General features: G+C 35.6%; 23 protein-coding genes. 18 read left to right on the forward strand and 5 right to left on the reverse strand.

What is annotated here, in order from left to right:
- Positions 1-81 precede the first annotated feature (81 nt).
- From H8R24_RS07095 to H8R24_RS07180, 18 genes are all read left to right on the forward strand, one after another.
- A complete protein-coding gene (locus tag H8R24_RS07095) occupies positions 82-4,416 on the forward strand; it encodes a CusA/CzcA family heavy metal efflux RND transporter (protein WP_187017886.1) in 4,335 nt (1,444 codons plus the stop codon).
- A gap of 10 nt (positions 4,417-4,426) precedes the next feature.
- A complete protein-coding gene (locus H8R24_RS07100; protein WP_187017885.1) occupies positions 4,427-5,545 on the forward strand; it encodes an efflux RND transporter periplasmic adaptor subunit in 1,119 nt (372 codons plus the stop codon).
- Positions 5,546-5,623: 78 nt separating this feature from the next.
- Entirely contained in the window at positions 5,624-6,349 is a 726-nt protein-coding gene (locus H8R24_RS07105; protein WP_187017884.1) for a VIT1/CCC1 transporter family protein, read from the forward strand.
- 24 nt (positions 6,350-6,373) lie between these two features.
- Positions 6,374-6,874 carry a hypothetical protein gene (locus tag H8R24_RS07110; RefSeq protein ID WP_187017883.1) on the forward strand — a complete coding sequence of 167 codons (501 nt, stop codon included), beginning with the start codon at positions 6,374-6,376 and terminating at the stop codon, positions 6,872-6,874.
- 270 nt (positions 6,875-7,144) lie between these two features.
- Positions 7,145-8,002: an ATP phosphoribosyltransferase gene (gene hisG, locus H8R24_RS07115; protein WP_187017882.1), complete on the forward strand. Its 858-nt coding sequence runs from the start codon at positions 7,145-7,147 to the stop codon at positions 8,000-8,002.
- A 71-nt stretch (positions 8,003-8,073) separates the two neighbouring features.
- Entirely contained in the window at positions 8,074-9,366 is a 1,293-nt protein-coding gene (gene hisD / locus H8R24_RS07120; RefSeq protein ID WP_187017881.1) for a histidinol dehydrogenase, read from the forward strand.
- Complete coding sequence (hisC, locus tag H8R24_RS07125; RefSeq protein WP_187017880.1) at positions 9,356-10,405, forward strand: histidinol-phosphate transaminase; 1,050 nt, start codon at positions 9,356-9,358, stop codon at positions 10,403-10,405. The genes hisD and hisC overlap by 11 nt, the downstream gene beginning before the upstream one ends.
- A 15-nt stretch (positions 10,406-10,420) precedes the next feature.
- Positions 10,421-10,999 (forward strand): hypothetical protein, encoded by a 579-nt coding sequence (locus tag H8R24_RS07130; RefSeq protein WP_187017879.1) that lies wholly within the window; start codon positions 10,421-10,423, stop codon positions 10,997-10,999.
- Positions 11,000-11,183: 184 nt separating this feature from the next.
- Positions 11,184-12,320, forward strand: a complete 1,137-nt coding sequence (hisB, locus tag H8R24_RS07135; protein WP_187017878.1) for a bifunctional histidinol-phosphatase/imidazoleglycerol-phosphate dehydratase HisB — start codon at positions 11,184-11,186, stop codon at positions 12,318-12,320.
- Between the two features lie 77 nt (positions 12,321-12,397).
- Entirely contained in the window at positions 12,398-12,979 is a 582-nt protein-coding gene (hisH, locus tag H8R24_RS07140) for an imidazole glycerol phosphate synthase subunit HisH (RefSeq protein WP_187017877.1), read from the forward strand.
- Positions 12,980-13,079: 100 nt separating this feature from the next.
- Positions 13,080-13,802 carry a 1-(5-phosphoribosyl)-5-[(5-phosphoribosylamino)methylideneamino]imidazole-4-carboxamide isomerase gene (hisA, locus tag H8R24_RS07145; protein ID WP_187017876.1) on the forward strand — a complete coding sequence of 241 codons (723 nt, stop codon included), beginning with the start codon at positions 13,080-13,082 and terminating at the stop codon, positions 13,800-13,802.
- 63 nt (positions 13,803-13,865) lie between these two features.
- Entirely contained in the window at positions 13,866-14,621 is a 756-nt protein-coding gene (gene hisF / locus H8R24_RS07150; protein WP_187017875.1) for an imidazole glycerol phosphate synthase subunit HisF, read from the forward strand.
- Between the two features lie 78 nt (positions 14,622-14,699).
- Complete coding sequence (gene hisIE / locus H8R24_RS07155) at positions 14,700-15,299, forward strand: bifunctional phosphoribosyl-AMP cyclohydrolase/phosphoribosyl-ATP diphosphatase HisIE (protein WP_187017874.1); 600 nt, start codon at positions 14,700-14,702, stop codon at positions 15,297-15,299.
- A gap of 144 nt (positions 15,300-15,443) precedes the next feature.
- Complete coding sequence (locus H8R24_RS07160; RefSeq protein ID WP_187017873.1) at positions 15,444-16,568, forward strand: alpha/beta hydrolase; 1,125 nt, start codon at positions 15,444-15,446, stop codon at positions 16,566-16,568.
- Between the two features lie 6 nt (positions 16,569-16,574).
- Complete coding sequence (locus tag H8R24_RS07165; protein WP_187017872.1) at positions 16,575-18,005, forward strand: leucyl aminopeptidase family protein; 1,431 nt, start codon at positions 16,575-16,577, stop codon at positions 18,003-18,005.
- A gap of 5 nt (positions 18,006-18,010) precedes the next feature.
- Positions 18,011-19,225, forward strand: coding sequence for an ATP-grasp domain-containing protein (locus tag H8R24_RS07170; RefSeq protein WP_187017871.1), 1,215 nt, complete (start codon positions 18,011-18,013; stop codon positions 19,223-19,225).
- A gap of 49 nt (positions 19,226-19,274) precedes the next feature.
- Positions 19,275-20,930: a M1 family metallopeptidase gene (locus H8R24_RS07175; protein WP_187017870.1), complete on the forward strand. Its 1,656-nt coding sequence runs from the start codon at positions 19,275-19,277 to the stop codon at positions 20,928-20,930.
- Positions 20,931-20,976: 46 nt separating this feature from the next.
- Positions 20,977-21,651, forward strand: a complete 675-nt coding sequence (locus H8R24_RS07180) for a DUF4240 domain-containing protein (RefSeq protein WP_187017869.1) — start codon at positions 20,977-20,979, stop codon at positions 21,649-21,651.
- Between the two features lie 39 nt (positions 21,652-21,690).
- Here the strand turns inward: H8R24_RS07180 and H8R24_RS07185 are convergent, their stop codons facing one another.
- The 5 genes from H8R24_RS07185 to H8R24_RS07205 are packed head-to-tail and all read right to left on the reverse strand — an operon-like array spanning position 21,691 to position 26,996.
- Positions 21,691-22,566, reverse strand: coding sequence for a sugar phosphate isomerase/epimerase family protein (locus H8R24_RS07185; RefSeq protein WP_187017868.1), 876 nt, complete (start codon positions 22,564-22,566; stop codon positions 21,691-21,693).
- 20 nt (positions 22,567-22,586) lie between these two features.
- Positions 22,587-23,480, reverse strand: coding sequence for a hydroxypyruvate isomerase family protein (locus tag H8R24_RS07190; RefSeq protein WP_187017867.1), 894 nt, complete (start codon positions 23,478-23,480; stop codon positions 22,587-22,589).
- Positions 23,481-23,491: 11 nt separating this feature from the next.
- Positions 23,492-24,733 carry an MFS transporter gene (locus H8R24_RS07195; protein WP_187017866.1) on the reverse strand — a complete coding sequence of 414 codons (1,242 nt, stop codon included), beginning with the start codon at positions 24,731-24,733 and terminating at the stop codon, positions 23,492-23,494.
- Between the two features lie 43 nt (positions 24,734-24,776).
- Positions 24,777-25,829, reverse strand: coding sequence for a sugar phosphate isomerase/epimerase family protein (locus H8R24_RS07200; protein ID WP_187017865.1), 1,053 nt, complete (start codon positions 25,827-25,829; stop codon positions 24,777-24,779).
- 9 nt (positions 25,830-25,838) lie between these two features.
- Positions 25,839-26,996 (reverse strand): Gfo/Idh/MocA family protein, encoded by a 1,158-nt coding sequence (locus tag H8R24_RS07205; protein ID WP_187017864.1) that lies wholly within the window; start codon positions 26,994-26,996, stop codon positions 25,839-25,841.
- Position 26,997: the final 1 nt, after the last annotated feature.

Raw genomic sequence — 26,997 nt, forward strand, 5'->3', positions numbered from 1 at the left:
TTAGTTAAGAATCCCTTAAGGCTATCTTAAGTTTATATATATCTTTATATTTTAATTTTGGAGCATCAAAATAAAATATTTATGTTAGAGAAAATTATAGCTTTTAGCTTAAAAAATAAACTGATCGTTCTCCTTTTTACACTCGCTGTTTTTGGATTTGGAATTTTTTCTGTTTTCCAATTATCAATAGGAGCGGTGCCTGATGTAACCAATAATCAGGTTCAAGTGATCACCACTTCTGGAAATTTATCTACTCAGGATATTGAACAATACATTACGTATCCAGTAGAAATCGAAATGGCTAATTTACCTGGAGTTAAAGAAATTCGTTCCATTTCAAAATTTGGATTATCGGTTGTTACTATTGTTTTTGAGGACAATCTAGGAACCTATTTGCCAAGGCAATTAATCGCTGAGAAAATTAAATCGGCTTCGGAAAAAATTCCAGCAGGTTTTGGAACTCCCACAATGGGACCTATTACTACGGGATTAGGCGAAATTTACCAATACACATTAGAAGTTACACCCGAATTTAAAAATAATTATACGGTTACAGATTTGCGTACGATTCAAGATTGGATTGTAAAACGTCAATTGTCCGGAATAAAAGGTGTTGTCGAAATAAATACCTGGGGTGGCTACTTAAAACAATATGAAATAGCAATCAATCCGGCACAACTCAAAGCAATGAATATTGCTACTACAGATGTGTTTACTGCACTTGAAAAAAACAATAGTATTGCAGGTGGTGCTTATATCGAAAAAGTAAATCAAAGTTATTTCATTCGTGCCGAGGGTAAAGTGAATAGCCTTGAAGACATTCAAAATATAGTGGTGAAAAACAGTAATGGTTTTCCTATTTACATTAAAGATGTGGCTGATGTTCGTTTTGGTCATGCCAATCGTTTTGGAGCCATAACAGGAAATGGCGAAGGCGAAAAAGTACTAGGTCAAGTGATGATGTTAAAAGGTGCCAACTCGAAACAAGTCATTAATGATGTCAAAGCTCGAATTGCTATTATTGAAAAGTCATTGCCTGAAGGCGTCTATATCAACGGCTTTCTGGAACGAAGTGAATTAGTTGCCAAAACTACTTTTACGGTGGCCGAAAACCTTATTTTGGGCTGTCTGATTGTAATTTTTGTAGTCGTGTTGTTATTAGGAAACTGGCGCTCTGGATTGGTGGTGGCCTCGGTGATTCCGCTTTGTTTGCTGTTTGCTATTTCACTAATGAATATTTTTGGTATCGATGCTAATTTAATGAGTTTAGGTGCTATTGATTTTGGAATCATCATTGACGGTGCCGTGATTATTGTCGAATTTATTGCATTTCAAATTGCCAATAAAGCGGCACAATTAGGTCCCATGTCTAAGGAAGAAAGTCAACTAGAAATAGACCAAATCACGTATAAAAGTGCTTCCAAGATGATGAATTCGGCTATTTTTGGTCAGTTGATTATCTTAATCGTTTTTATTCCTATTCTTTCACTTTCAGGTATAGAAGGTAAAATGTTTAAACCTATGGCCATGACGTTCAGTTTTGCCTTAGTTGGGGCTATGATTTTCTGTTTTACGTATGTGCCTGTAGTTTCTTCATTATTTTTAAAACCGACTATCGAAAATCCAAAATCGATTTCGAGTAGATTGATTCGCAAATTAAATTCATGGTATTTACCTATTATCACATGGGCATTGGTAAATACTAAAAAAGTATTGTATGGCGCAGGAAGTCTTTTAGTGATGGCGATCATTTTATTTATAACGATGGGAGGAGAGTTTATACCAACCTTAGACGAGGGTGATTTTGTGATTCAACCCGTGCTTAAAACCGGAACTACATTAACCAAAACGATTGCAACCACAACTAAAATCGAAAAAATCATCCTTAAAAACTTCCCCGAAGTGGATCAAGTGGTAAGCCGTATTGGTGCTGCCGAAGTTCCTACAGATCCAATGAGCATGGAGGAAAGTGATGTAATCGTAAAGTTAAAACCAAAATCTGAATGGGTTTCAGCTAATACGAAAGATGAGTTGGCAGACAAAATAAAAGCTAAAATCGAAGAACAAATTCCAAATATGGAAATTGAATTTACGCAACCCATAGAAATGCGATTTAACGAATTAATTTCAGGGACGCGATCTGATGTTGCTGTTAAGATTTTTGGAGAAGACTTAAATGTTTTGGCTCGAAAAGCAGGTGAAATCAAGAGAGCGATTGCCAAAGTAGAAGGAGCATCGGATATTATTATCGAAAAAACCGAAGGCTTACCGCAAATGACCGTGAGATATGATCGTTCTAAAATAGCGCGCTACGGTTTGAATATTTCCGATTTGAATGAAATGATAGCCCTCGGTTTTGCTGGTAAAACGGTAGGAAACGTATTTGAAGGAGAAAAACGCTTTGACATGGTCATCCGATTGGATGCAACTAATAGAAAAAGTATCAACGATTTGAAAGAGCTGTATATTACAACAGCAACGGGAGAACAAGTGCCATTAGAACAGCTTGCATCAATTGAATATACGCAAGGTCCAGCCAAAATTTCGAGAGACAATACCAATAGGAGAATTGTAGTAGGAATCAATGTTCGCAACAGAGATTTACAATCCGTAGTGACAGATATTCAAAAAATTGTAGACACAGAAGTTAAGTTACCAACGGGTTATTATGTGCAATATGGCGGACAGTTTGAGAATCTGCAATCTGCAAAAGCAAGGTTGATGATCGCTGTTCCTATTGCCTTGTTTTTAATATTTATCTTATTGTATTTTGCCTTTGGATCTGTAAAAGAAGCTTTAATGGTTTACTCCGCTATTCCTTTATCTGCAGTGGGTGGCGTATTATTTCTTTGGATACGTGATCTTCCTTTTAGTATTTCAGCAGGAGTGGGGTTCATTGCATTATTCGGAATCGCAGTGCTAAACGGAATCGTATTAATTGAGCATTTTAAAGAATTAAAACACCAAGGAATGAAAAATATAGACGAACTTATTTTAAAAGGAACCACAGATCGCTTGCGTCCCGTATTATTAACTGCAGCAGCAGCAGCACTTGGGTTCTTACCCATGGCTATTTCATCATCTGCAGGGGCAGAGGTACAACGTCCTTTAGCAACCGTTGTCATTGGTGGTTTGTTTACAGCAACTATTTTAACGATGATCGTATTGCCTATTTTATATAAATTATTTGACGAAAAAGAATTTAAAAAACCGAAGTTTAAAAAACACCAGAGTGCGACCTATATGCTGTTATTTATATTGAGTTCTACTTTAGGTTTTGCACAAAACCCTTCAACCGAATTAGATACTCTGATTATAAAAGGAATTAATAATAACAAAGGTTTAAAAGCATACCAATTGCAGGTAGCCAAATACGAAGCGAATATAAACAGCGCATTTACATTCGATAAAACCAATATTTATTACAATTATGACCAGAATAATATTGCGTATAACAATGAGCCGCTAAAGGTATTTGGACTCCAGCAACGATTTGATTTTCCTACGGTTTATGGTGCTCGAAAAAAAGCCAATGCAACAGAATTTGAAAAAGAGAAAGCCAATTTTGAAATTCAGAAAAACAAACTGTCATACGAAATCGCCAAAACGTACCACCAAATAGTATTTTTACAACATCAAGAAAAACTGTATCATTATCTGGATAGTTTGTATCATAATTTCTCAACAGCGAGCAATAGAAGATTTGAATTGGGCGAAACCAATTATTTAGAAAAAATTACTGCTGAAGCAAAATTTAGACAAATAAAAACCAAGCTAACGCAAATAGGAAACGAAAAGAAAGCAGCCTATGTCACAATGCAAAATTGGGTGCAATCCGAAGATGAAATACTGATAAAAAGCAGTACAATTAGTCCTTTAAAATCTTTCAGTAATGAATCAAATAGAAATATTCATCAGTCCTATTTAGAGACTGTTAGTAAAAATTATGAAAGTCAATTAAAACTGCAAAAACAAAACTGGTTACCTGATTTACACTTTGATGTCTTTAGAGGTTCGAATAAAGGGATTTCCCAATCTTTGAATGGATTTCAAGTAGGTATTGCAGTACCAATTTTATACGGAGGCAATGTATCTAAATCGAAGGTAGCGCAATTAGAACTGGAAAGTTGGGAACAACAAAAGCAAAATGAAACGTTCAGGATTGACAACTATTTAAGTCAGAAACAGCAAGAGTTAGCCAAATATCAAGAGGCGATAAACTACTACAATCAATTTGGGAAAAAATTATCAGATGAGATTATAAAAGTTGGAAATATGAGTTATAAACATGGTGAAATTGATTTTTTTCAATACATCCAAAGCCTAGAAAATGCCACAATCATACAAGTGGATTATTTAGATAATGTCCTTCGTTATAATCAAACACAATTAGAGATTCAGTACTTAAACTATTAAAATACTTACAATGAAAAAAATATTATATATACTATCCCTTTCCTTACTTATTGTTTCGTGCAAAGAAACGAAAACGGAAGAAGCGCCAGAAAAAAATGATGATTTAATACGAGTTACTGCCGCGCAATTCCAATCAGGTGCCATGCAAATCGCTTCAGCGGTTGAACAAGATTTTGATGTAACGGTAAAAACTTCGGGAAAGATTGATGTACCACCACAAAATAGGGCGCAAATAACTTCTTTTATAGGAGGTTATGTGAAGTCAACAACACTTTTGGTTGGAGATAAAGTTACCAAAGGACAAGCATTGCTTACTTTGGAAAATACAGAATTTTTAGATATTCAAAAAGAATATTTGGACGTAGCCGAGCAAATCAACTATTTAAAATCAGAATACGAGCGCCAGAAAACCTTATTCGATGAAAAAATAACTTCTCAAAAGAATTATTTAAAAGCAGAGAGCGAGTATCGCAGGGCCAAAGGAATGTATCAAAGTTTAAGAGCTAAATTAGTACTACTGAATATTAGTCCTGCAAATGTCGAAAAAGGAAAATTAACTTCTGTCATTACTATTTATGCACCTATATCGGGTGATATTGTAGTGATGAATGCGAATGTAGGCATGCATGTATCGCCTGCCGATGTGATTCTTGATATAATTCAAACATCACATTTACATTTAGAATTGAATGTTTTTGAAAAAGACATTTTGAAAGTAAAAGAAGGACAAAAGATTAAATTTACGGTTCCCGAAGCTTCAAAAGAAGTTTTTAACGCCGAAGTACATTTGGTTGGTAAATCTATCGAAGGAAATGATCGTACGATTAATGTTCACGGACATTTAGACGAGAAAATGACCCAAAAATTGATCACAGGGATGTTTGTCGAAGCAGGGATTGTTGTCGATTCCAAGAAAGGATTGGCTATTCCTGTGGAAGCACTTATCACTGAAAACAATAAAAACTTTGTACTTTTACTAAAGGAAAATAAAGATAATAGTTACGCCTTCCAAAAAACAGCAGTAACTATCGGAGAACACGCTGATAATTATGTTGAAATTATACCAAATAATAAAATCAATGCTTCGTCGAAGATTTTGGTTAAAGGAGTTTTTGATGTTTCAAATTAGTACGGATTAATAGATTGGATTAATAAATAGATTTCGATTTTAATCTAGCAAATACAACAATATAATAAGTTCAATTTTATGATAAACGATCCTATAAAGTCAAATATAACAATTGACAATTATTTAGACAGCCACTATATTCATCGTAGCAATTGGTTGAGAGCAGCCGTCCTTGGAGCAAATGACGGCATCATTTCTATTTCAAGTTTAGCAATTGGTATTGCGGCTGCAAGTACAAGTAGGGAGCCAATTGTTCTGGCTACTGTCGCAGGTCTCGTAGCGGGCGCTTTATCTATGGCAGCTGGTGAGTATGTCTCTGTAAGTTCTCAGACAGATACCGAAAATGCCGACATTGAAAGAGAAAAAACAGAACTTAGAGAAATGCCTGAGGAAGAGTTACATATATTGGCACAAATTTATGAAAAACGTGGACTCAAAAAAGAAACTGCAATGCAAGTAGCTATTGAATTTACTGAAAAAGATGCATTAGCGGCACATATAAGAGACGAATTAGGTATTAATGAAATTAGTCAAGCAAACCCAATTCAAGCAGCATTTGCTTCAGGAGCTTCGTTTACAATCGGTGGAGTTTTACCACTTATTGTAGTGCTTTTTGCACCAATTGAGGGAATGGAATATTGGCTATATGGATCAACAATTTTATTCCTGATTCTTTTAGGTGGATTGTCAGCAAAAACTGGGGGTTCAAGTATCTCTAAGGCAATTTTAAGAATTACGATTTGGGGTACAATTGCAATGGGCTTGTCCGCACTAGTAGGTTATGTTTTCGGTGTAAGAGTATAAAAATAACAATTTTAAATAGTAATTATGAACGACGCACATTGGCACTTAGTAGTTAATCATTTTCCAATTATAGGATCCATGTTTGGTTTGGGAATTTTGATTGCAGGATTGGTTTTAAAAAATAATACAGTGAAAAACACGGGCTATATTTTATTTGTAATAGCTGCAATTTTTGCATTTGCAAGTATGGCAACCGGTGATGGTTCGGAGGAGCTGGTGGAAGACATGCCTAATATAGGACATCAGATCGTTCACGAGCATGAGGAACTTGCAGAGAAATTAGCGATTTTACTTTATGCCACGTCATTTTTTAGTGTGCTGTCCATTTATACGGATGTCAAAAAGCATAAATATGCCAAAGCGGTATCCTTGATAACACTATTATTAGCCTTAGCATCTACTGTGATTGCTACATTTGTAGGTAATTCTGGCGGAGAAATTCGTCATACAGAAATTAGAGAAAACGTTATTAATGCTGCTCCAAATATGGAAAGTATTACAACTGACAATGATAAAGAAGAATAGTGTAAATATTAGATTTAACAAAAAAGTAACTTTAAGTTAAAATAATAATTGCTTTTTAATGAAAAAAGCTTTTATATTTGCAGAAGAAAAAAATAACAAGTCATGTTTACAAACAAATTACATCATCATCATTTTCATTATTGCTCTCAAGCGATGTGTTAATGGTATGCATGTAAATCATCATATTAAAAAACCCGTTTGAGTACATCAAACGGGTTTTTTATTGCCTCAAACTGTACTCAGACATCACTCTTAAAAAAAAACAAAAAAATGAGTACATTAAAAATTGCAATTCAAAAATCAGGACGTTTAAACGAAGACAGTATCCAAATCTTAAAAGATTGCGGAATCTCGATCAACAACGGAATTGATCAATTAAAGGCCGAAGCGTCTAACTTTCCTCTTGAAGTTTTATACCTTAGAAATTCAGATATTCCACAATATTTAATTGACGGAGTAGTAGATATAGCTATTGTTGGAGATAATTTATTAGTCGAAAAAGGGAAAGGAATTCAAGTAGTTCAAAAACTAGGGTTTTCTAAATGTAAAGTTTCTGTTGCCGTTCCTAAAGCATTCGAATACAATTCGATTCAAGATTTAAACGGTCTACGTATAGCTACCTCTTACCCAAATACAGTTATCGAATATTTCAACTCTTTTGGAGTAAATGTTGATATTCACCAAATTTCGGGTTCAGTAGAGATTGCTCCAAATATAGGTCTTGCTGATGCTATTGTAGATATCGTTTCTAGCGGAAGTACCTTGTTCAAAAACAATTTGAAAGAAGTTGAGATCATCTATAAAAGTGAAGCCGTTTTAGCGGTTTCTCCAAAAGTAACTCCAGATGTTCAAAAACTAATCGACACCTTAAAATTCAGAATCGAGTCGGTTTTAAGAGCACGTAGATCAAAGTATATTTTGATGAATGTGCCAAATAACAAAATTGAGGAAGTAGGTAAGATCTTGCCTGTATTACGTAGTTTAACCGTATTGCCATTGGCACAAGAAGGTTGGAGCAGTGTGCACTCTGTTATTGATAAGGATACGTTCTGGGATGTAATCGATCAATTAAAAGAGGCTGGTGCCGAAGGGATTTTGATTTGCCCAATTGAAAAAATGGTACTGTAATTAAGTTGTAAGTGACTTAGAGTTTGTCAAGCAGTGCTTAACGTTAAACCTTAAACTTTAAACTAAAAATCATGAACAAAATATATAACCCAAAACCGGAAACCTGGTCAGCTATTTTAGAGCGCCCTACTAAAACGGTGGACGATATCGAACTAACAGTAAAAGAAATTTTTAAGGAAGTTCAGAAAAAAGGAGATGAGGCCGTAGCCAAATACACTTCGATTTTTGACGGTGTGACCTTTGAAAATTTAGAAGTTTCACAACAAGAAATTGAAAACGCGGTAGCTGCTGTCCCTACTGAATTGAAAGACGCGATTCAATTGGCAAAAAGCAATATCGAAAAGTTTCACGCAGCCCAAAAAACAGCTAAGGTTGAAGTAGAAACGGTTGAAGGTGTACAATGCTGGCAAGAAAAAAGACCAATCCAAAAAATTGGTTTATACATTCCGGGCGGTACAGCACCTTTGTTTTCAACAGTTTTAATGTTGGCAGTTCCTGCAAACATAGCAGGTTGTAAAGAAATTGTATTGTGTTCACCACCAGACAAAAAAGGAAATATAAATCCAGCAATTTTATATGCTGCCAATTTATGTGGAGTTACTAAAATTTTAAAAGTAGGCGGAATTCAAGCCATTGCTGGTTTGACTTTTGGAACCGAAACAATTCCAAAAGTTTATAAGATTTTTGGACCTGGAAATCAGTTCGTAACTGTTGCAAAACAATTAGCAACACAGTTTGGAGTAGCAATTGATATGCCAGCTGGACCTTCGGAATTGTTAGTTGTTGCTGATGACGCGGCTGTTCCTGCTTTTGTAGCTTCGGATTTATTATCTCAAGCAGAACACGGAACGGATAGTCAAGTGATTTTAGTTTCTACTTCTAAAAAATTGATTGATGCCGTTGAAGAAGAAATTCAACTTCAATTAGAGCAATTACCACGTAAAGCAATTGCTGAGAAAGCGATCGCCAACTCCAAATTAATTTTTGTCGAAAATGATGCAATTGCGTTAGATTTAATCAACGAATACGGACCAGAACACTTTATTGTTTGTACTGCTAACGATGATTTTTACATCAACGGAATAGAAAATGCAGGATCTGTTTTTATTGGGAATTATACACCTGAAAGCGCTGGAGATTATGCATCAGGAACTAATCATACTTTGCCAACAAACGGTTATGCTAAGAATTATAGCGGTGTAAACTTAGATAGTTTTACAAAATCAATGACTTTCCAGAAGATTTCTGAAAAAGGAATTCAGAATATTGGAAACGCTATTGAAATTATGGCGGAAGCTGAAGGTTTACAAGCACACAAAAATGCAGTGACATTACGATTAAAAGCGATTAAAGATGGAAAATAGTTTCGATATAAATAATTTAGTTCGTGAGAACGTAAAAACCATGAAGCCGTATTCATCGGCACGTGATGAATTTAAAGATTTTGATGTGGCTCAAATGATTTTTTTGGATGCCAATGAAAATCCGTATCAAAATGGCGTAAACAGGTATCCAGATCCGCAACAAAGTAGCGTGAAAGCCGTTTTAGCGAAACAAAGAAATTTGAATACGAATCAAGTTTTATTAGGAAACGGTAGTGATGAAGTATTGGATTTGCTATTTAGAGCCTTTTGTGAGCCTAAAGTAGATAATGTAATTACATTGCCACCTACTTACGGAATGTATGGTGTTTTGGCAATTATCAATGCAGTAGAGAATAGAGAAGTTTTACTTTCAACTGATTTCCAACCTGAGGTTGACGCCATTCTAGATGCTGTGGATGGGAATACAAAAATGATCTTTCTTTGTTCACCAAACAATCCAACAGGAAATTCATTTAGTGATGAAAGTGTCGTGACATTGTTGCAAAATTTCAAAGGGTTGCTGGTTATCGATGAAGCGTATATCGATTTCTCGAAAAAGCAAAGCTGGCTGAATGAACTCGATGAATATCCAAATTTGATTATCACACAAACCTTGTCGAAAGCGTATGGTTTAGCAGGAATTCGTTTGGGAATCTGTTATGCTTCGGCAGCGATTATCGCGGTTTTAAACAAAATAAAACCTCCTTATAATGTGAATGAGTTAACACAACAAAGAGCATTAGAAAGACTAGCTGAAAAAGAAAAAATACAACTCGAAATAGACTCTATAGTAATACAAAGAGATGATTTACTTAAAGTATTAAATGAAGTTTCATTTGTATCTAAAATTTATCCTACTGAAGCTAATTTTGTTTTAATAAAAGTCGATGATGCTACAAAAAGATACAATGAATTAATTGCCAAAGGAATTGTAATCAGAAACAGAACGACACAACCGCTTTGTGAAAATACGTTACGTTTGACTATTGGAACTGTTGACGAGAATAAATTGCTGATGGAGGCATTACAACTAATATAAAAAATATTTATTTCTATGAAGAAGCTATTTAGTTTATTATGCATTTTTATAAATTTAATTACTTACTCTCAAAATGAAATTAATTGGGATGGAAAGTATAATTTACAGTTATCGGATTTTAAATCAGCATCAACACAAATTGGGGGTGTACAGATAAACAATATTATGATGCCTATTGGATTTGAATTTTCTATCATGATGTCAAACGTAGAATTTATGTTTACTAAAAATTTTAATTCAAAAGTAGGTAATAGTTTTAATAGAGAAGCGGCGTCAATTATTGCAGTTGATGAAGCTACAGCAAAATACTTAGTTAATTTTGCACAATATGGATTTGATTTAACAGAATTGTACGCAAGAAAATTAAGAAAAAAGATTTATGACGATAAGAAGACTTTATCTAATGTATCTTTCTTAAAGCCAATTTATGATGATTTTCAAAGAGAATTGAATGAAAAATTAGCAAACGCATCAAAAGAAACAGATCTAGGAAAATCCCAGAATAAATTAGCCACTTTACACCAACAAGTTATGTTGGATATTGCGGAACTTTCTGATTTTTGTAAAGAATGCAAGCCATTAAAGAAGAAATAAATATACTGATGTTTTTGAATTATGGAGCATTGCGTGAGGGATAGCAGTGAAGCTCTTTTTTATCTTGTTTTTTCAAGATAAAAAAAGCGGGAACGAATAGCCCGACCCGAAGGGACACGCCAAAATAAAAAATAAAACACAACTAGCTAAAGGCCAAAAGCTAACAGCTAAAAGCTTATATAAAATGAAAAAAGTACTTTTTATCGATCGTGATGGAACGATTGTTTTGGAACCAGAAGGATATCAATTAGACAGCCTGGAAAAATTAGAGTTTTATCCAAAAGCTTTTCAGTATTTGGCTAAAATTGCCACGGAATTAGAGTATGAATTGGTAATGGTGACCAACCAAGACGGATTGGGAACAGATAGTTTTCCGGAAGATACGTTTTGGCCAACGCAAAATTTCATCTTGAGAGCTTTTGAAAATGAAGGAGTTTTATTCGACGATATTTTTGTAGATCGCTCATTTCCTGAAGACAATGCACCTACACGCAAGCCCAGAACAGGAATGTTGACAAAATATATTGACAATCCGTCGTATGATTTGGCTAACTCTTTTGTATTAGGTGATCGATTAACGGATGTTGAACTAGCTAAAAACCTTGGTGCAAAGGCGGTTTTTATGAATGATTCTGATGGAGCAGGTAGTGAAGAGATTAGCGCCAAAAGAGAAGAGCTAGATGAGACAATAGCCCTGCAATCGATGGACTGGAAAGTGATTTATGAGTTCTTAAAACTTGAAGCACGTTCAGCAACGATTTCGAGAAAAACCAATGAAACTGATATTTACATTAACTTGAATCTTGATGGTACAGGGAAAAGCAAAATCGAAACCGGAATTGCCTTTTTTGATCACATGCTTGACCAAATTGCACGTCACGGGCAAATGGATTTGGAGATTTTGGTAAAAGGAGATCTAGAAGTTGATGAGCACCATACTATTGAGGATACCGCTATCGCTCTAGGAGAAGTTTTTGCAAAAGCGTTAGGAAACAAACTAGGTATTGAAAGATACGGTTTTTGTTTACCAATGGACGACTGCTTAGCACAAGTGGCTATTGATTTTGGAGGTAGAAACTGGTTGGTTTGGGAAACCGAATTCAAACGTGAAATGGTAGGGAAGATGCCAACAGAGATGTTCTTGCATTTCTTTAAATCGTTCTCAGACGGAGCTAAAGCAAACATCAACATCAAAGCTGAAGGAGACAATGAGCATCATAAGATCGAGGCTATTTTTAAGGCTTTCGCCAAAGCGATAAAGGTTGCCGTAAAACGCGATACAGAGAAAATGATTTTGCCATCTACGAAAGGAATGTTGTAAAAATTTGTTTAAAGTTTAAAGTTTCAGGTTCTGTGATGAACCTTAAACCTTAAACTTTAAACCTGAAACAAAAAACAATGAAACTAGTAATAATAAATTACGGAGCAGGAAACATTCAAAGCATTATGTTTGCTATCGAAAGATTGGGATATAACGCAGTTTTGAGTAATGATCCAGCCGAGATAAAAGCAGCGGATAAAGTGATTTTTCCGGGTGTAGGCGAGGCGAGTTCAGCAATGAAAATGCTTTTGGCAAGTGGTTTGGATGCATTGATTCCAACATTGACGCAGCCTGTATTAGGTATTTGCTTAGGAATGCAATTGATGTGCAACAAAACCGAAGAGGGAAACACAAAAGGATTAGGAATTTTTGACGTAGATGTACTTAAATTTTCGAATAAAGTTAAAGTGCCGCAAATGGGTTGGAACACGATTTATAACTTGAAATCGGATTTGCTCAAAGACATCTCAGAAAACGAATACATGTATTTGGTACACAGTTTTTATGCTCCTAATTGCGCCGAATCGATTGCTACTACAAATTACGAACTAGAATATGCTTCGGCATTGCAAAAAAATAATTTTTACGGAACCCAATTTCACCCAGAAAAAAGTGGTGACGTAGGGGAGAAAATTCTGGGAAATTTTTTAGCGCTTTAGTGCCCAAAGAGGGAAATATTAAAAGACGCAAATAAATATTAATTAAAAAACCTATTGACCCCTAATAGGAATTCCCCCTTCGGGGGTTAGGGGGCTAATCATGCGTATAATACCTGCCATTGACATTATTGACGGAAAATGTGTTCGCTTATCAAAAGGCGATTACAATACCAAAATTATATATAACGAAAACCCGCTTGAAGTTGCCAAAGAATTTGAAGCACACGGAATTGAATATTTGCATTTAGTAGATCTTGACGGAGCGAAGTCAAGCAAAATTGTCAATTATAAAATACTAGAACAAATTGCAAGTCAAACGAGCTTAAAAATCGATTTTGGAGGTGGATTAAAGTCGGATGCCGATTTGAAAATTGCTTTTGAAAGTGGTGCAAACCAAATTACAGGTGGTAGTATCGCTGTAAAAAATAGAACTATTTTCGAAAAATGGATTGCAGAGTATGGTGCTGATAAAATCATTCTTGGAGCAGATGCGAATAACGAAAAAGTTGCTGTTTCAGGATGGTTAGAAGAATCTGATGAAGATTTAGTTCCCTTTATTCAAGGGTATCAGTCCAAGGGAATTCAGTATGTAATTTGTACTGATATTGCAAAAGACGGAATGTTAGAAGGTCCGAGTTTTGACTTGTACGCAAAAATTTTAGGGGAAGCCCAAGGAATTAAATTAATCGCTTCCGGTGGAATTTCGACTTTTGATGAGTTACCTAAATTGGCCGAATTAGGTTGTGAAGGAACAATCATTGGAAAAGCGATTTACGAAGGAAGGATTTCAATGAAACAATTGGAACAATTTATCATTGGGTAGAGACGCAATGTTGTAGAGACGCACTGCAGTGCGTCTCTACGGAATGAAATAAAAAAATAAAACATGTTAACAAAAAGAATAATCCCCTGTTTAGATATAAAAAATGGTCGTACTGTAAAAGGCGTAAATTTTGTAGATTTGCGTGATGCGGGTGATCCGGTGGAATTAGCAAAGATCTACTCTAATGAAGGGGCTGACGAATTGGTGTTTTTAGACATATCAGCAACTGAAGAACGCCGAAAAACATTAGTCAATTTGGTTCGTGAAGTGGCATCTACCATCAATATTCCGTTTACTGTAGGTGGAGGAATTTCGTCTGTAGCCGATGTGGAAGTGTTGTTGCAAAACGGAGCCGATAAAGTTTCGATCAATTCATCAGCGATAAAAAATCCGCAGTTGATTAATGATTTGGCTAATAAATTTGGAAGCCAATGCGTGGTTGTAGCCATTGATGCTAAACAAATAGATGGGCAATGGATCGTGCATTTAATGGGCGGAAAAGTACCTACAGAACTGAATTTATTTGATTGGGCTGTGGAAGTAGCCGAAAGAGGAGCGGGAGAAATCTTGTTTACCTCGATGGATAATGACGGAACAAAGAACGGTTTTGCTAATGCGGCTTTGGCTAAATTATCAACGTTAGTTAATATTCCGATAATCGCTTCGGGAGGAGCAGGGAATATGCAACATTTTGTTGACAGTTTTATAGAAGGTAAAGCAGATGCAGCATTAGCGGCAAGCGTATTCCATTTTAAAGAAATTGAAATCAAGACGTTGAAGCGGGAATTGAGAAATAATAATATCGCAGTGCGATTATAAAACATAGAAAAAAGAGCAAAGAAGTCAGATCTGAAAATCTTTCAATATTTGAATCTTTTAATCATTAAATAATAAAAAATGAACATAGATTTTTCAAAAAGCGCACACGGATTAATTCCGGGAATTATACAAGATAGCGAAACCAAAGCCGTTTTAATGTTGGGTTACATGAATGCAGAGGCGTACCAAAAAACAATTGATACACAAAAAGTAACTTTTTTTAGTCGTTCAAAACAAAGACTTTGGACCAAAGGGGAGGAAAGTGGAAACTTTTTAAACTTGGTAGATATAAAAAATGACTGTGATGGTGATACTTTATTAATTCAAGCAAAACCAGTGGGACCTACGTGTCATACTGGTGCAGACACTTGTTGGCAAACAGAGAATAAATCAGATTATGGATTTATATCAAACTTAGAGCAAACTATCAAAACTAGGAGAGAAAACGCAGACTCAGAGAAGAGTTATGTGGCATCTTTATTCAAATTAGGAATGAATAAAATTGCTCAAAAAGTAGGCGAGGAAGCAGTTGAAGTGGTTATCGAAGCGCTTGATAACAAAGATGATTTATTCTTGAGCGAGAGTGCTGATTTATTGTTTCACTATTTAATTCTACTACAAGCCAAAGGATTTGAATTAGAAGATGTGGTTAAAGTTTTAAAAAGCCGTCAGAAATAAAGATTTATTCTGGTTAAAAATAGTAGACTACCCATTAATGAAGGATTTCGTTATTGGGTTTTCTTTTTTTTCTGCCTATCTGTAAAGCAACCACTGTATTTTTTATTATATTTAAAAAAAAATACCACGGACGAGAATATGTATATGGAACAACAAACGGATACTCAAACAATAAAACAGACCATTATTAAAACGGGATTACATATTATATTGACCACAGACGATGATGATGCGCGACCAGTCTATATTGCGGGTAATTTTAACCATTGGCTTACTCAGGATAAAGCGTTTGTAATGGAAAAAATTGGAAACGGTTTGTACCATTATAAATTCACACATGATTTTAATTATCCTGAACAGCTGATTTATAAATTTACTAAGGGAGATTGGAGCGAAGTTGAAATTGACGAAAATGGAAATAGAACATTAAATAGAGAAACCGGCAGGCATACAGGTATTCAAAATGAACATGTTGCCCGATGGAGAAAAAATTGGCTGCCTTTTAAACCTAATTTTTTACCACAAGTAGTGCTCCTTTCGGATGAATTTGAGATTCCGCAGCTCAACAAAACGAGAAAAATATGGGCATTACTGCCTCATGATTATGATAGTTCTACCGAAAGTTATCCTGTAATGTACTTACAAGACGCACAAAATTTATTCAACGAAGAGGCCGACTATGGTAATTGGGAAATAGATAAAAAACTGGCTGTAATGAGCGAGTACAAAGTGGGCAAAATTATAATCATTGCGATAGAACATGCCGAAGAAGATCGGATTAGAGAATACAATGTAGGCAAAACAGTTCTTGGAAAAGGACAAGGAAAAAAGTACATGCAATTTTTAACCGAAACATTGAAACCTTTTGTAGATGCTAATTTCCGAACTAAAACCGATAGGCAAAACACAGGAATTGGAGGTAGTTCAATGGGAGCATTAATCAGTATTTTTAGCGGCTTACGGTATCCTAGTATTTATGGCAAGTTGATGATTTTTTCTCCTTCCTTATGGGTAAAACCAGATATGAAAATTAAGGTGGCAAATCAAAATGATTGGGACACAAAGATCTATTTGTATGCTGGAAGAGACGAAAGTGAAACAATGATTTCTCATGTTAAAAATTTTAAAGAACGGCTTATCGCGAGCGAGTTTGTAAAAGATAAAATGGAAATTAATTTAAGTATTAACAAAGAGGGGAAACACAACGAATTGTACTGGAGTGATGAATTCCCGAAGGCAATCGAATGGTTATTTTTTAACACTAAATAAAAGGAAATGAAAACATCAAAAGTGGATCGTATCAAAAATTTTTCAGGAACGGTATTAGTTCCCCTATTCGAAACAAAAACAAATGACACGGTAACAATTGAATTTGATGGTTTAGCAATATCGCCTAAAGTGTTTACTGGAAAAAAAGACAGTTATTACTTAGCCGTAAATGGAGGTAAAACCTATGTTTTCATAGGTCTAGGAAAAACCATTGATTACAAATCGTTAAAAACTATTTTTAGAAGAATCGCAGTAAAGGAAAAAGCTATATTAGAAAATCAAGTAGTTTTGAATATTCCCGAAGAATTTGGGGACGATCAAGTCGAGGCGGCAGTTTCGGGATTATTGTTGGGGACTTACAATCTAGGTCATTTTAAAAATGAAAAGGAGCATCCGTTCTTGGACACCAATTTCGATTTAAAAATCTGCTCCAATAAAGAGTATACAACTGTTGTAAACAAGGCTATTAAAATTGCAAAAGCGCAATTAGAAACCTTATCATTAGTTGATTTACCACCTAATACCGTAACACCAAGATACCTAGCTACTTGGGCACAAGAAAAGGGAAATAGGTATGGATTTGAGGTCAAAGTATTGGGCTTAGATGCTGCAAGAGTAGAAGGTTTAGGTGCATTTCTTGCTGTTGGTAAAGCAAGTCAAAATGAACCGCAATTTGTTATTATGACTTATACACCAAAAATGAGTTCGGCTAAATTAAAGCATATCGGACTCGTTGGAAAAGGAATCACCTTTGATACAGGGGGCTTAAATATTAAGACGGCAGGAATGGTTCATATGAAATGTGATATGGCGGGCGGTGCCGCGGTTTTTGGCGCTATGCAATTAATAGCCGACCTGCAACTACCCGTACAAGTTACTGCAATTGTTCCCTGCGCAGAAAATGCTGTTGATAAAACTGCTTTTTTACCTAGTGATGTGATTCAAAGTTATAGCGGTCATTCGATCGAAATTATCGATACAGACGCTGAAGGACGATTAGTACTTGCTGATGGATTATCGTACCTAATTAAAAATTACAAACCCGAATATATCGTTGATATCGCTACTCTGACGGGAAGTAGTGTAGGTACTTTTGGTTATGAATGTGGTGCTTTGTTCACCAATAATGATTCTATTTCGAAAAAAATACAAGAAGCAGGAGACGCTGTTGGAGAACGATTGTGGCCGTTGCCGCTTTGGGATTCTTACAAATCAGATATAGCCAGTGATATTGCCGATGTGAAAAATTACAGTGGAAAACCTGTTGCTGGTGCTATTAGCGCTGCTAAGTTTTTAGAATTTTTTACGCAAGAGCATACAGCATGGGCGCATCTTGATGTAGCAGGAGTCGCGTTTGGAGATGACGAATTTGCAAAAAGTAAGCATGCAACCGCTTATGGTGTTCATTTATTAACTAAATTCATAGAAAATTTATAGCGCTTATGGAAACTACTAAAACCTTCATTTGTATTTCTAATTATTTCAAAGGAGCCGATTTTTTGACTCATTTAAATGATCTTGGAAATAAAGTTTATCTAATCACTAGTGAAAAATTACGTGATAAACCCTGGCCACATGATGCTATCGAAGAGATTTTTTTCATGCAAGGGCAGGACATCGACTGGAACTTAGAGCATTTATTATTGGGGGTTGGTAATTTAATGAAATCGAATAAAATTGATGCCATAGTAGCCTTGGATGATTACGATGTTGAAAAAGCAACCTATCTAAGGGAAAACTTGCGAATTGACGGCATGGGGCAAACTACGGGTCGTTACTTTAGAGATAAACTTGCCATGCGTATGAGAGCCAAAAGTTGTGCTATTCCCAATCCCTCATTTTGCTCGCTTTTTAACGATCATGATATCAATACTTTTGCAGATACTGTCGAGGCGCCATGGGTCTTAAAGCCGCGTTCCGAAGCTTCGGCATCTGGGATTATTAAGGTTTTTGATAAGGAAGCGCTATGGATTCACATCAATGAAATGGGAAATAACCGTTTTAAATATGTATTGGAACAATTTAAACCAGGTGATGTGTACCATTGTGATAGTTTAATTTTGGATAAAAAAGTAATCTTTAGCTTAACTTCTAGATATTTAGCCACTCCTATGGAAATTTCACAAGGAGGAGGTGTTTTTAGAAGCTCAAATGTTCCTTATGGATCAGAAGATGATAAAGCTATTAAAGAGGTAAACGAGCAGGTCATGAAAGGTTTTGGTTTAAAACATGGAGCCGCACACACTGAGTTTATTAAGTGCAAGGAGGATGGTAAGATCTACTTTCTAGAGACTTCGTCGCGCGTAGGTGGCGCTCACCTTGCCGAAATGGTTGCCGCAGCATCTAATATTAATTTGTGGAAGGAATGGGCTGCTATTGAAAATGCATTAGTAAAAGGTAAAAAATACAAACTACCCAAAGTAAAGAAAGAATATGCTGGTATTGTACTGACGCTGTCTAAATACCAACATCCCGATTTATCTTCTTTCTCAGATCCGGAGGTTTGTTTTACAGTACCATTGGATTACCATGCTGGGCTTATAGTCGAATCCAAAAAGAATGAACGTGTATTAGAATTGTTGAACGACTACACTGATCGATTGATTAGTGATTTTTCGGTTGTAGTTGCGCCCGAAAAATTAGATAAACTTCATTAAGTTCGAAAATAAAAATTTAAATAATAAGTAATAACCTGTTCATCCATTCATGAAAAAATATTCTATTTTCCTTTTTATATTCCTGCTTTCTGTAACATATAGCGAGGCGCAGGGACTACTATCTAAGTCTGAAAATCAATTTAGTAAACAAGATTCTTTGCGTGGAAGCATCACAAAAGAAAGGATTTGGTGGGATGTAAAATACTATCATTTAGATATAAAAGTAAATCCGTTAGATAGCACTATTACAGGCTATAACACGATTCAATATAAAGTGTTACAGGAATATAAAAGGATGCAAATCGATTTGCAAAAACCGATGGAGATTTACAAAGTAATGCAAGATGGTAAAACAGTGCAATTCAAACGTGAAGGGAATGTATTTTATATTGATCTAGAAGCGGCTCAAACTCTAGGTACGACTAAGGAACTAACTATTTTTTATGGAGGTAAACCAAAAGTAGCTGTTAATCCGCCTTGGGATGGTGGAATAACTTGGAAAAAAGATAGTACTAAAAATCTATTTATCGCCTCTTCTTGTCAAGGGTTGGGTGCTAGTGTTTGGTGGCCCAATAAAGACCATATGTATGATGAAGTTGAAGGAATGGAAATTAGCGTGAATGTTCCGGGTAATTTAACGGATGTTTCGAATGGTCGACTAGAAGCAGTAAAAACACTTAAAGATGGAACTAAAACCTATACCTGGGTAGTTAAAAACCCTATCAATAATTATGGCGTTAACATCAATATTGGAGATTATGTAACATTTTCAGAGAAATATAAAGGTGAAAAAGGAGATCTAGACTGTGTTTATTATGTTTTAAGAGAAAATTTGGCGAAAGCCAAAGTACAATTCAAAGATGTACCTCGTATGTTAAAAGCATTTGAACATTGGTTTGGTCCTTATCCTTTTTACGAAGACAGTTACAAACTAGTGGAAGCTCCTTATTTAGGTATGGAACATCAAAGCTCTGTTACCTATGGAAATGGGTACAAAAATGGCTACCGCGGTAGCGATTTAAGCGGAACTGGTTGGGGGCTTAAGTTTGATTTTATCATTATTCATGAGTCAGGACATGAGTGGTTTGCTAATAATATCACCTATAAAGATATTGCAGATATGTGGATTCATGAAAGTTTTACTAACTATTCCGAGAGTCTTTTTGTAGAATACTACTATGGTAAAGAAGCTGGTAATGAGTATGTGCGGGGCATTCGAAAAAACATAGAAAATGACAAACCTATAATTGGTCAGTACAATGTGAACAATGAGGGCTCAAGTGATATGTATTATAAAGGTGCCAATATGTTGCATACGATACGACAAATAGTGAACAATGATGAAAAATGGAGAGCCATTCTGAGAGGTTTAAACAGTACTTTTTACCATCAAACGGTCACTACAAAACAAATTGAAGATTATTTAAGTGCTCAAGCAGGAATAGATTTATCGACTGTATTTAATCAATATTTAAGAGATATTCGCATTCCCACATTGGAGTATTTTTTTAATAGAAATACAATTACATATCGGTGGACAAATTGTGTTGAAGGTTTTAACATGCCTTTGAAAGTGATTATTGATGGTCAAGAAAAATGGTTGAAACCTAGTGCTAATTGGAACAAGGAACCTTTAAATGTAGAGAAACCGACTCTAAAGATTGATCCTGATTTTTATGTGGCAGGATTTGATATTACAGAATAATTTTTGCTAATTTTACATCGGTATGTGTAACTATACTTTTCGATTTATGAAAAATTCAGCTAAAAGAATGGTCTCTTTTCTATTTGTAACTAGTTTTGCCTTAGGGCAGAATAGTGTCAAGACCTCTAATTTGACTGCAGGGGCCAATGCGATTTCAATTGATACCCTTAGTTTGTCTCCTTCAAGTGAAATGCTTGATGAAGAATTGTATTGGTCAATAGTTGAAAGTTCGATTAAAGAAACAAAAACGCAAGAAGATCAGGAAATCTATTTAATTGCTAAAATCGAGAAACTAACTCCAAAAGAGATGATTGGTTTTCGATTAAGAACAGATCAATTGTTATTTGATACCTACAATGAAAACCTTTGGTGTGCCGCTTATATCATCAACGGAGGTTGCTCTGATGGTGGTTTTGAGTATTTTAGATGCTGGTTAATTTCGAGAGGAAAAGAAGCATATTATAAAGTAAAAAACAATCCAGATGCTCTGATGAATTTAGTGGTGAAAGGGCAAGAAAACTATGAATTTGAGGGTTTTTGGTATGTAGCCATGAACGCATTCAAGAACAAAACGAATAAGGAATTATTCTTGTATATTGATTATGATACTTTTGTTACAAATGACGAAAATTATCCTGTTTTAGACTTTACTTGGAATGTAGATCAGCCTAAAACAATGGAGAAAATTTGTCCTATTTTATATAAAAATCTTTGGAAATAGAACTGTGGGATAGTTGAATATCCCATAGTTTTATAGCTTTTAGATCAAATTATTTTTGATGTAATTATAACTTGTGATTGATGATTCAATAGGATTAGGTTTGTAGTTACTTTCATGCTCTAGAAAGAAGCGTTCCATGCCTGCAAGTTTCGCTTGCGCAAAAATAGCTTTGAAGTCAATTTTTCCAGTTCCAATTTCGGCATTAAAATCAGGATTTACTTTATCCATATCTTTTACATGCCACATTTTAAACCGACCTGGGTGCTCTTTAAATAATTGCAAAGGATCATGTTCTGCGCGAACTACCCAATACAGGTCCATTTCAAAATCAACTAGATTTTTATCGGTTTCATTTAGCAAAATTTCATAGCCATTGGTTGCTCCAAATTTTTCAAATTCAAAAGCATGGTTGTGATAAGCAAATTTTAGGCCTGCCGCCTTTGCAACTGCGGCTACTTTATTAATCTTAGCAGCCATCATTTTATAATCATCAGCCGATTTTGCACGTAAGTTTTCAACAACATAAGGAAATACTATGTACTTACTTCCCAATAGATTTGCTGTTTCCGTGTACGACTTGAAAACATCTGTATTTCCATTTTCTAAATAGCCATTGAAATCAAAGTGATTACTGGTAGCTTTCAAATTATTATCACAAAGTATGGACTTAAAGTCTTTCACAGATGTACCAAAAAAGTTGGTTTTAGGCGAATAACCATAAGTCTCCACCTCTGTGTACCCTGCTTTTCCTACTTGGGCAAGAACTCCTTTAACGTCTTTTGGTAAGCTATCTCTTAAAGTCCATAACTGGATCCCAATTTTATTTTTTTTCATCGAAAAGGCTAGGGAAGGTGCAATTGCAATTGCTCCCAGTGCCAAGCCGCTACTTATTAAAAAATCTCTTCTTTTTATCATGAGTTGGTTTTTTAGTTTTATTAGATAGAACAAATTGAAATTGCTTTTTTTAAAGATTCCAATTTGTTAGCATTTTTTGGTATAAATTCTTGCCCTATAAATCCTTTGAATCCCGTAGCCGCGATAGCTTTCATGATGGCCGCATAATTTAATTCTTGCGTTTCATCAATTTCATGGCGTCCAGGTACTCCGGCAGTATGGTAATGTGCGATATAATGGTGATTTTCGGTTATGGTACGGATGACATCACCCTCATCAATTTGCATATGATAAATATCGTATAGCAATTTAAAATGATCCGAATTTAATCTTTTAGCCAGTTCGACGCCCCATGACGTTTTGTTACATTGGTAATCGTGGTGGTCCAATTTACTATTTAAAAGTTCCATTACTAAGATTACGTTATACTTTTCGGCTAACGGAATGAGCTGCTGTAGTGATTTAACACAATTTTGCCAACCTTCTTCATCTGTTTTTCCTCTTTTGCTTCCGCTAAAGCAAATTAGATTTTGGTAACCTGCATCAGCGACCAGTGGAATCATCTGACTATAATTTTTAAGAAGTTTTTCATGAAATTGCTCATCATTAAAACCATCAACCAAATTAATTTCGGCGCCATTACACATCGTTGATAATAGGCCGTGTTTTTTTAACACAGGCCAATCCTTTGGTCCTACCAGGTCAATACCTGTTACACCTATTTTTTTTAGTTCGATGCAAAGCGTTTCTATGTTAAAATCATTAAAGCACCAACGTGCTACCGAATGTTTTAATTGTCCTTTTGAAGAGTCGGGTGTTATTTGAGATTGTTGGTTTACTTTTGCGAAAGCGGAAAAACCAGTAGGAAAGCCTAAAACAGCTGATCCAGCAAGGATTCCTTTTAGTAACGATCTTCTATTTAACTGTCCACTCATTTCTATTTGATTTAAACAGCAGTTGCTTTATTCTCGGTTGTAGCTGTATCACTAAATACGAGTCCAAACAGTAAAAATACTGCTAATGCAATAGCCGCAGGAATAATCCAAACCATTTTCCAATCTGCGGAACCATCTGCTAACTTATAATTGTCTGTAATGAAACCTGCTACCATAAATCCAACAAGCATTCCTATTCCATAAGTCGCTAGTGTTATCAATCCTTGGGCGGCACTTTTGTATTTTTCACCCGCTTTAGAATTGGTGTAAATTTGACCTGCTACAAAAAAGAAATCGTAACATATTCCATGCAAAGCGATACCTATAATAAGCATAAAACTTAATGATTGCCCGTCACCGTAAGCAAATAAAGCATAACGAATAGCCCAAGCTAACATCCCTAATAATATGGTTTTCTTGAATCCAAAACGAACAAAAAATACTGGAAGTAATAATAAAAATAAGGTTTCGGATACTTGACCGATAGCCATTTTTCCCGTAGGGTTTTCAAGTCCTGCCTGTGTTAAAAAAGGATGTGCATTTTGGTAATAAAACGCTAACGGAATACAAATTAGAATGGATGAAATAAAGAAAATCGCAAAGTTTTTATCTTTCAGTAATTTCAAAGCATCAAGTCCAAGGATGTCACCAATTTTTATTTTGTCTGTCGAAGCTACTTTTGGAGGTGTTTTGGGTAATGAAAAGCTAAAGAAACCGAGTAACAATGCAGCTCCACCCGCTAGTGCAAAAGTGTTTTTAAGTAAACCTGCGCTAATCCCATCAACAGAATCCCAATGAAATAGATAACTAATGGCTAGTCCTGCAACGATCCAACCAATAGTACCCCATACTCTAATACTAGCAAATTCCTTCTCAGGATCTTTCATTTGGTTGAATGCAACCGAGTTTACCAAGGCTAAAGTTGGCATATACAAAATCATATAACTTAAAACATAGGTATAGAAAACCGTTATATCATTTGAAACAAACATTTGATACATTAAAAAGGCGCCTGCAAGATGTAGAAACCCTAATATTTTTTCGGCATTAAAATAACGATCGGCTATTAGTCCAATAATAAACGGAGCTACGATTGCCCCCCAAGACTGGGTTGAAAAAACGGCTGCAGTTTCGGAACCTGATGCCTTTAGGTTAGTAGCTAAATACGTTCCTAAAGTAACAAACCATGCGCCCCAGATAAAAAACTCGAGAAACATCATAATAGATAACTTCGTTTTAATGGTAGTATTCATTGGTTATTAGTTTTTAGTTTTGGTTAGTGAAAATAGTATGGAATTATAAACCTAGAATAGCTCTATTAAAAGACTTACTGCTGTTCACTGCTGCAAAATCATCAAATGCTTTATCAGTGACTTTAATAATGTTATTTTTAATAAACTGAGCCCCTTCACGAGCACCATCTTCTTGATTTTTTATACAACATTCCCACTCCATAACCGCCCAACCTTTAAAATCATACTGAGCCAGTTTGCTAAAAATCGTTTTAAAATCTACTTGGCCATCTCCAGGTGAACGGTATCTTCCAGCGCGGTTTGCCCAATTCTGGTACCCTCCAAAGGTTCCCTGTTTTCCTGTTGGGTTAAATTCGGCATCTTTTACATGAAAAGCTTTAATTCGATCATGGTAAAAGTCAATATATTGAATGTAATCTAGTTGTTGCAGTACAAAATGAGAAGGATCATATAAAACACACGCTCTAGAATGGTTGTTTACCGCTTCTAGGAACATTTCGTAGGTTTCGCCATCAAATAAATCCTCGCCAGGATGAATTTCATAGCAAAGATCTACGCCATTTTTATCAAATTCATTCAAGATAGGCATCCAACGTTTGGCTAGTTCAGTAAATCCTTCTTCAACAAGGCCTGCTGGTCTTTGTGGCCAAGGATGAAAATATTGCCAAAGCAGGGATCCACTAAAAGTAGCATGGGCGTTTAAGCCTAAATTCTGGGAAGCTCTGGCTGCATACATCATTTGCTGGACAGCCCATTCTTGTCGGGCTTTGGGTTTTCCATGAACAGCCGTTGGAGCAAAAGCATCAAAAAGCTGATCATAAGCAGGATGCACCGCAACAAGCTGGCCTTGTAGATGTGTAGACAATTCGGTTATTTCTAATCCAAAAGAAGCAATTTTTCCTTTTAATTCGTCTGCATAAGTTTTGCTTTCTGCCGCTTTTTGCAAATCAATAAAACGCTTGTCTAAAGTTGGCATTTGAATGCCTTTAAAACCTAAATCAGCAGCCCATTTACAAATTCCGTCAAGGGAATTAAAAGGAGCTTCATCACTTATAAATTGCGCTAAAAAAACAGCTGGTCCTTGTATTGTTGTCATTGTCTTGTTTTAAATTTTAAAAGCGTACCATTTTTGATCTGATTTTCCCGAAGCGATAACATGCTCGATAAAAGCCATTCCTCTCACGCCATCGGCTACAGATGGAAAATCTAACATCTCTGCAGTAGGAATACCGCCTTCTATTTTTGCACGAAGCGTCAAGGCAAAATTGCGGTATAAATTCGCGAAAGCTTCTAAATAGCCTTCAGGGTGACCGCTAGGTGTTCGTGTGTTAAACTGTGCTGCATTTGATAAATAATCATTTCCTGCTCTGTAAATTTGGGCAGGTGCATCAGGCCATTTAATGATTAAGGTGTTGGGCTCCATTTGATGCCATTCTAAACCGCCTTTTTCACCAAATACTTTTATTTTTAAACTGTTTTCTTCGCCCGTTGCAATTTGTGAAGCTATCAAAACACCGTTGGCACCATTATCAAATTTTAATAACACGTTTCCGTCATCATCTAGTTTTCTGCCTTCAACAACAATATTAATATCGGCACACAATTGGGTGATTTTTAAACCCGAAATATACTCACCCAGTTGAGCTGCATGTGTTCCTATATCACCCATACAACCACTAATACCACTTTTTGTAGGGTCGGTTCTCCATACAGCTTGCTTGTTTCCGTCTTTTTCGGTCAAGTTACTAAGCCAGCCTTGTGGGTATTCAACTATCACTTTTCGAATGGATCCAAACTGTTGGTTTGCCACCATTGCGCGGGCCTGCTTCACCATTGGGTATCCAGAATAGGTGTGTGTTAAACATAGTAATAATCCAGTTTCTTTTACTTTTTCTTCTAATTTTTTAGCTTCCGCCAAAGTCAAAGTCATCGGTTTATCTATCACTACATTAAAACCATGGTCCAAAGCCATCATTGCAGGATCAAAGTGAGCAAAGTTAGGGGTCACAATAGATACAAAATCCATTCGTTCTTCGATTGGAAGCTGACTTTCGATACGAATCATTTCTGGATAGGAAGCATAACATTTTGATTCGGGCAAAAACAAGGCTTTTCCTGATTCGATAGATGTTGCTGGATCCGAACTAAAAGCACCGCAATGCAATTCGATTAACCCATCCATATTTGCAGCAATGCGATGAATAGCGCCTATAAAAGCGTTCTTGCCACCTCCGATCATGCCCATTTTTAATTTTCTATTCATT

Origin of the sequence: Flavobacterium muglaense (assembly GCF_014305155.1) — a bacterium.
GTDB lineage: Bacteria > Bacteroidota > Bacteroidia > Flavobacteriales > Flavobacteriaceae > Flavobacterium > Flavobacterium muglaense.

Coding starts and splice junctions, on each gene's coding strand:
- H8R24_RS07180 (WP_187017869.1), top strand. CDS start 20,977: ATGAAAAATTCAGCTAAAAGAATGGTCTCTTTTCTATTTGTAACTAGT.
- hisA (WP_187017876.1), top strand. CDS start 13,080: ATGCGTATAATACCTGCCATTGACATTATTGACGGAAAATGTGTTCGC.
- H8R24_RS07160 (WP_187017873.1), top strand. CDS start 15,444: ATGGAACAACAAACGGATACTCAAACAATAAAACAGACCATTATTAAA.
- H8R24_RS07095 (WP_187017886.1), top strand. CDS start 82: ATGTTAGAGAAAATTATAGCTTTTAGCTTAAAAAATAAACTGATCGTT.
- H8R24_RS07200 (WP_187017865.1), bottom strand. CDS start 25,829: ATGACAACAATACAAGGACCAGCTGTTTTTTTAGCGCAATTTATAAGT.
- H8R24_RS07170 (WP_187017871.1), top strand. CDS start 18,011: ATGGAAACTACTAAAACCTTCATTTGTATTTCTAATTATTTCAAAGGA.
- H8R24_RS07105 (WP_187017884.1), top strand. CDS start 5,624: ATGATAAACGATCCTATAAAGTCAAATATAACAATTGACAATTATTTA.
- H8R24_RS07205 (WP_187017864.1), bottom strand. CDS start 26,996: ATGAATAGAAAATTAAAAATGGGCATGATCGGAGGTGGCAAGAACGCT.
- hisC (WP_187017880.1), top strand. CDS start 9,356: ATGGAAAATAGTTTCGATATAAATAATTTAGTTCGTGAGAACGTAAAA.
- H8R24_RS07110 (WP_187017883.1), top strand. CDS start 6,374: ATGAACGACGCACATTGGCACTTAGTAGTTAATCATTTTCCAATTATA.
- hisD (WP_187017881.1), top strand. CDS start 8,074: ATGAACAAAATATATAACCCAAAACCGGAAACCTGGTCAGCTATTTTA.
- hisB (WP_187017878.1), top strand. CDS start 11,184: ATGAAAAAAGTACTTTTTATCGATCGTGATGGAACGATTGTTTTGGAA.
- H8R24_RS07190 (WP_187017867.1), bottom strand. CDS start 23,480: ATGAGTGGACAGTTAAATAGAAGATCGTTACTAAAAGGAATCCTTGCT.
- H8R24_RS07195 (WP_187017866.1), bottom strand. CDS start 24,733: ATGAATACTACCATTAAAACGAAGTTATCTATTATGATGTTTCTCGAG.
- hisH (WP_187017877.1), top strand. CDS start 12,398: ATGAAACTAGTAATAATAAATTACGGAGCAGGAAACATTCAAAGCATT.
- hisF (WP_187017875.1), top strand. CDS start 13,866: ATGTTAACAAAAAGAATAATCCCCTGTTTAGATATAAAAAATGGTCGT.
- H8R24_RS07175 (WP_187017870.1), top strand. CDS start 19,275: ATGAAAAAATATTCTATTTTCCTTTTTATATTCCTGCTTTCTGTAACA.
- H8R24_RS07100 (WP_187017885.1), top strand. CDS start 4,427: ATGAAAAAAATATTATATATACTATCCCTTTCCTTACTTATTGTTTCG.
- hisIE (WP_187017874.1), top strand. CDS start 14,700: ATGAACATAGATTTTTCAAAAAGCGCACACGGATTAATTCCGGGAATT.
- hisG (WP_187017882.1), top strand. CDS start 7,145: ATGAGTACATTAAAAATTGCAATTCAAAAATCAGGACGTTTAAACGAA.
- H8R24_RS07130 (WP_187017879.1), top strand. CDS start 10,421: ATGAAGAAGCTATTTAGTTTATTATGCATTTTTATAAATTTAATTACT.
- H8R24_RS07165 (WP_187017872.1), top strand. CDS start 16,575: ATGAAAACATCAAAAGTGGATCGTATCAAAAATTTTTCAGGAACGGTA.
- H8R24_RS07185 (WP_187017868.1), bottom strand. CDS start 22,566: ATGATAAAAAGAAGAGATTTTTTAATAAGTAGCGGCTTGGCACTGGGA.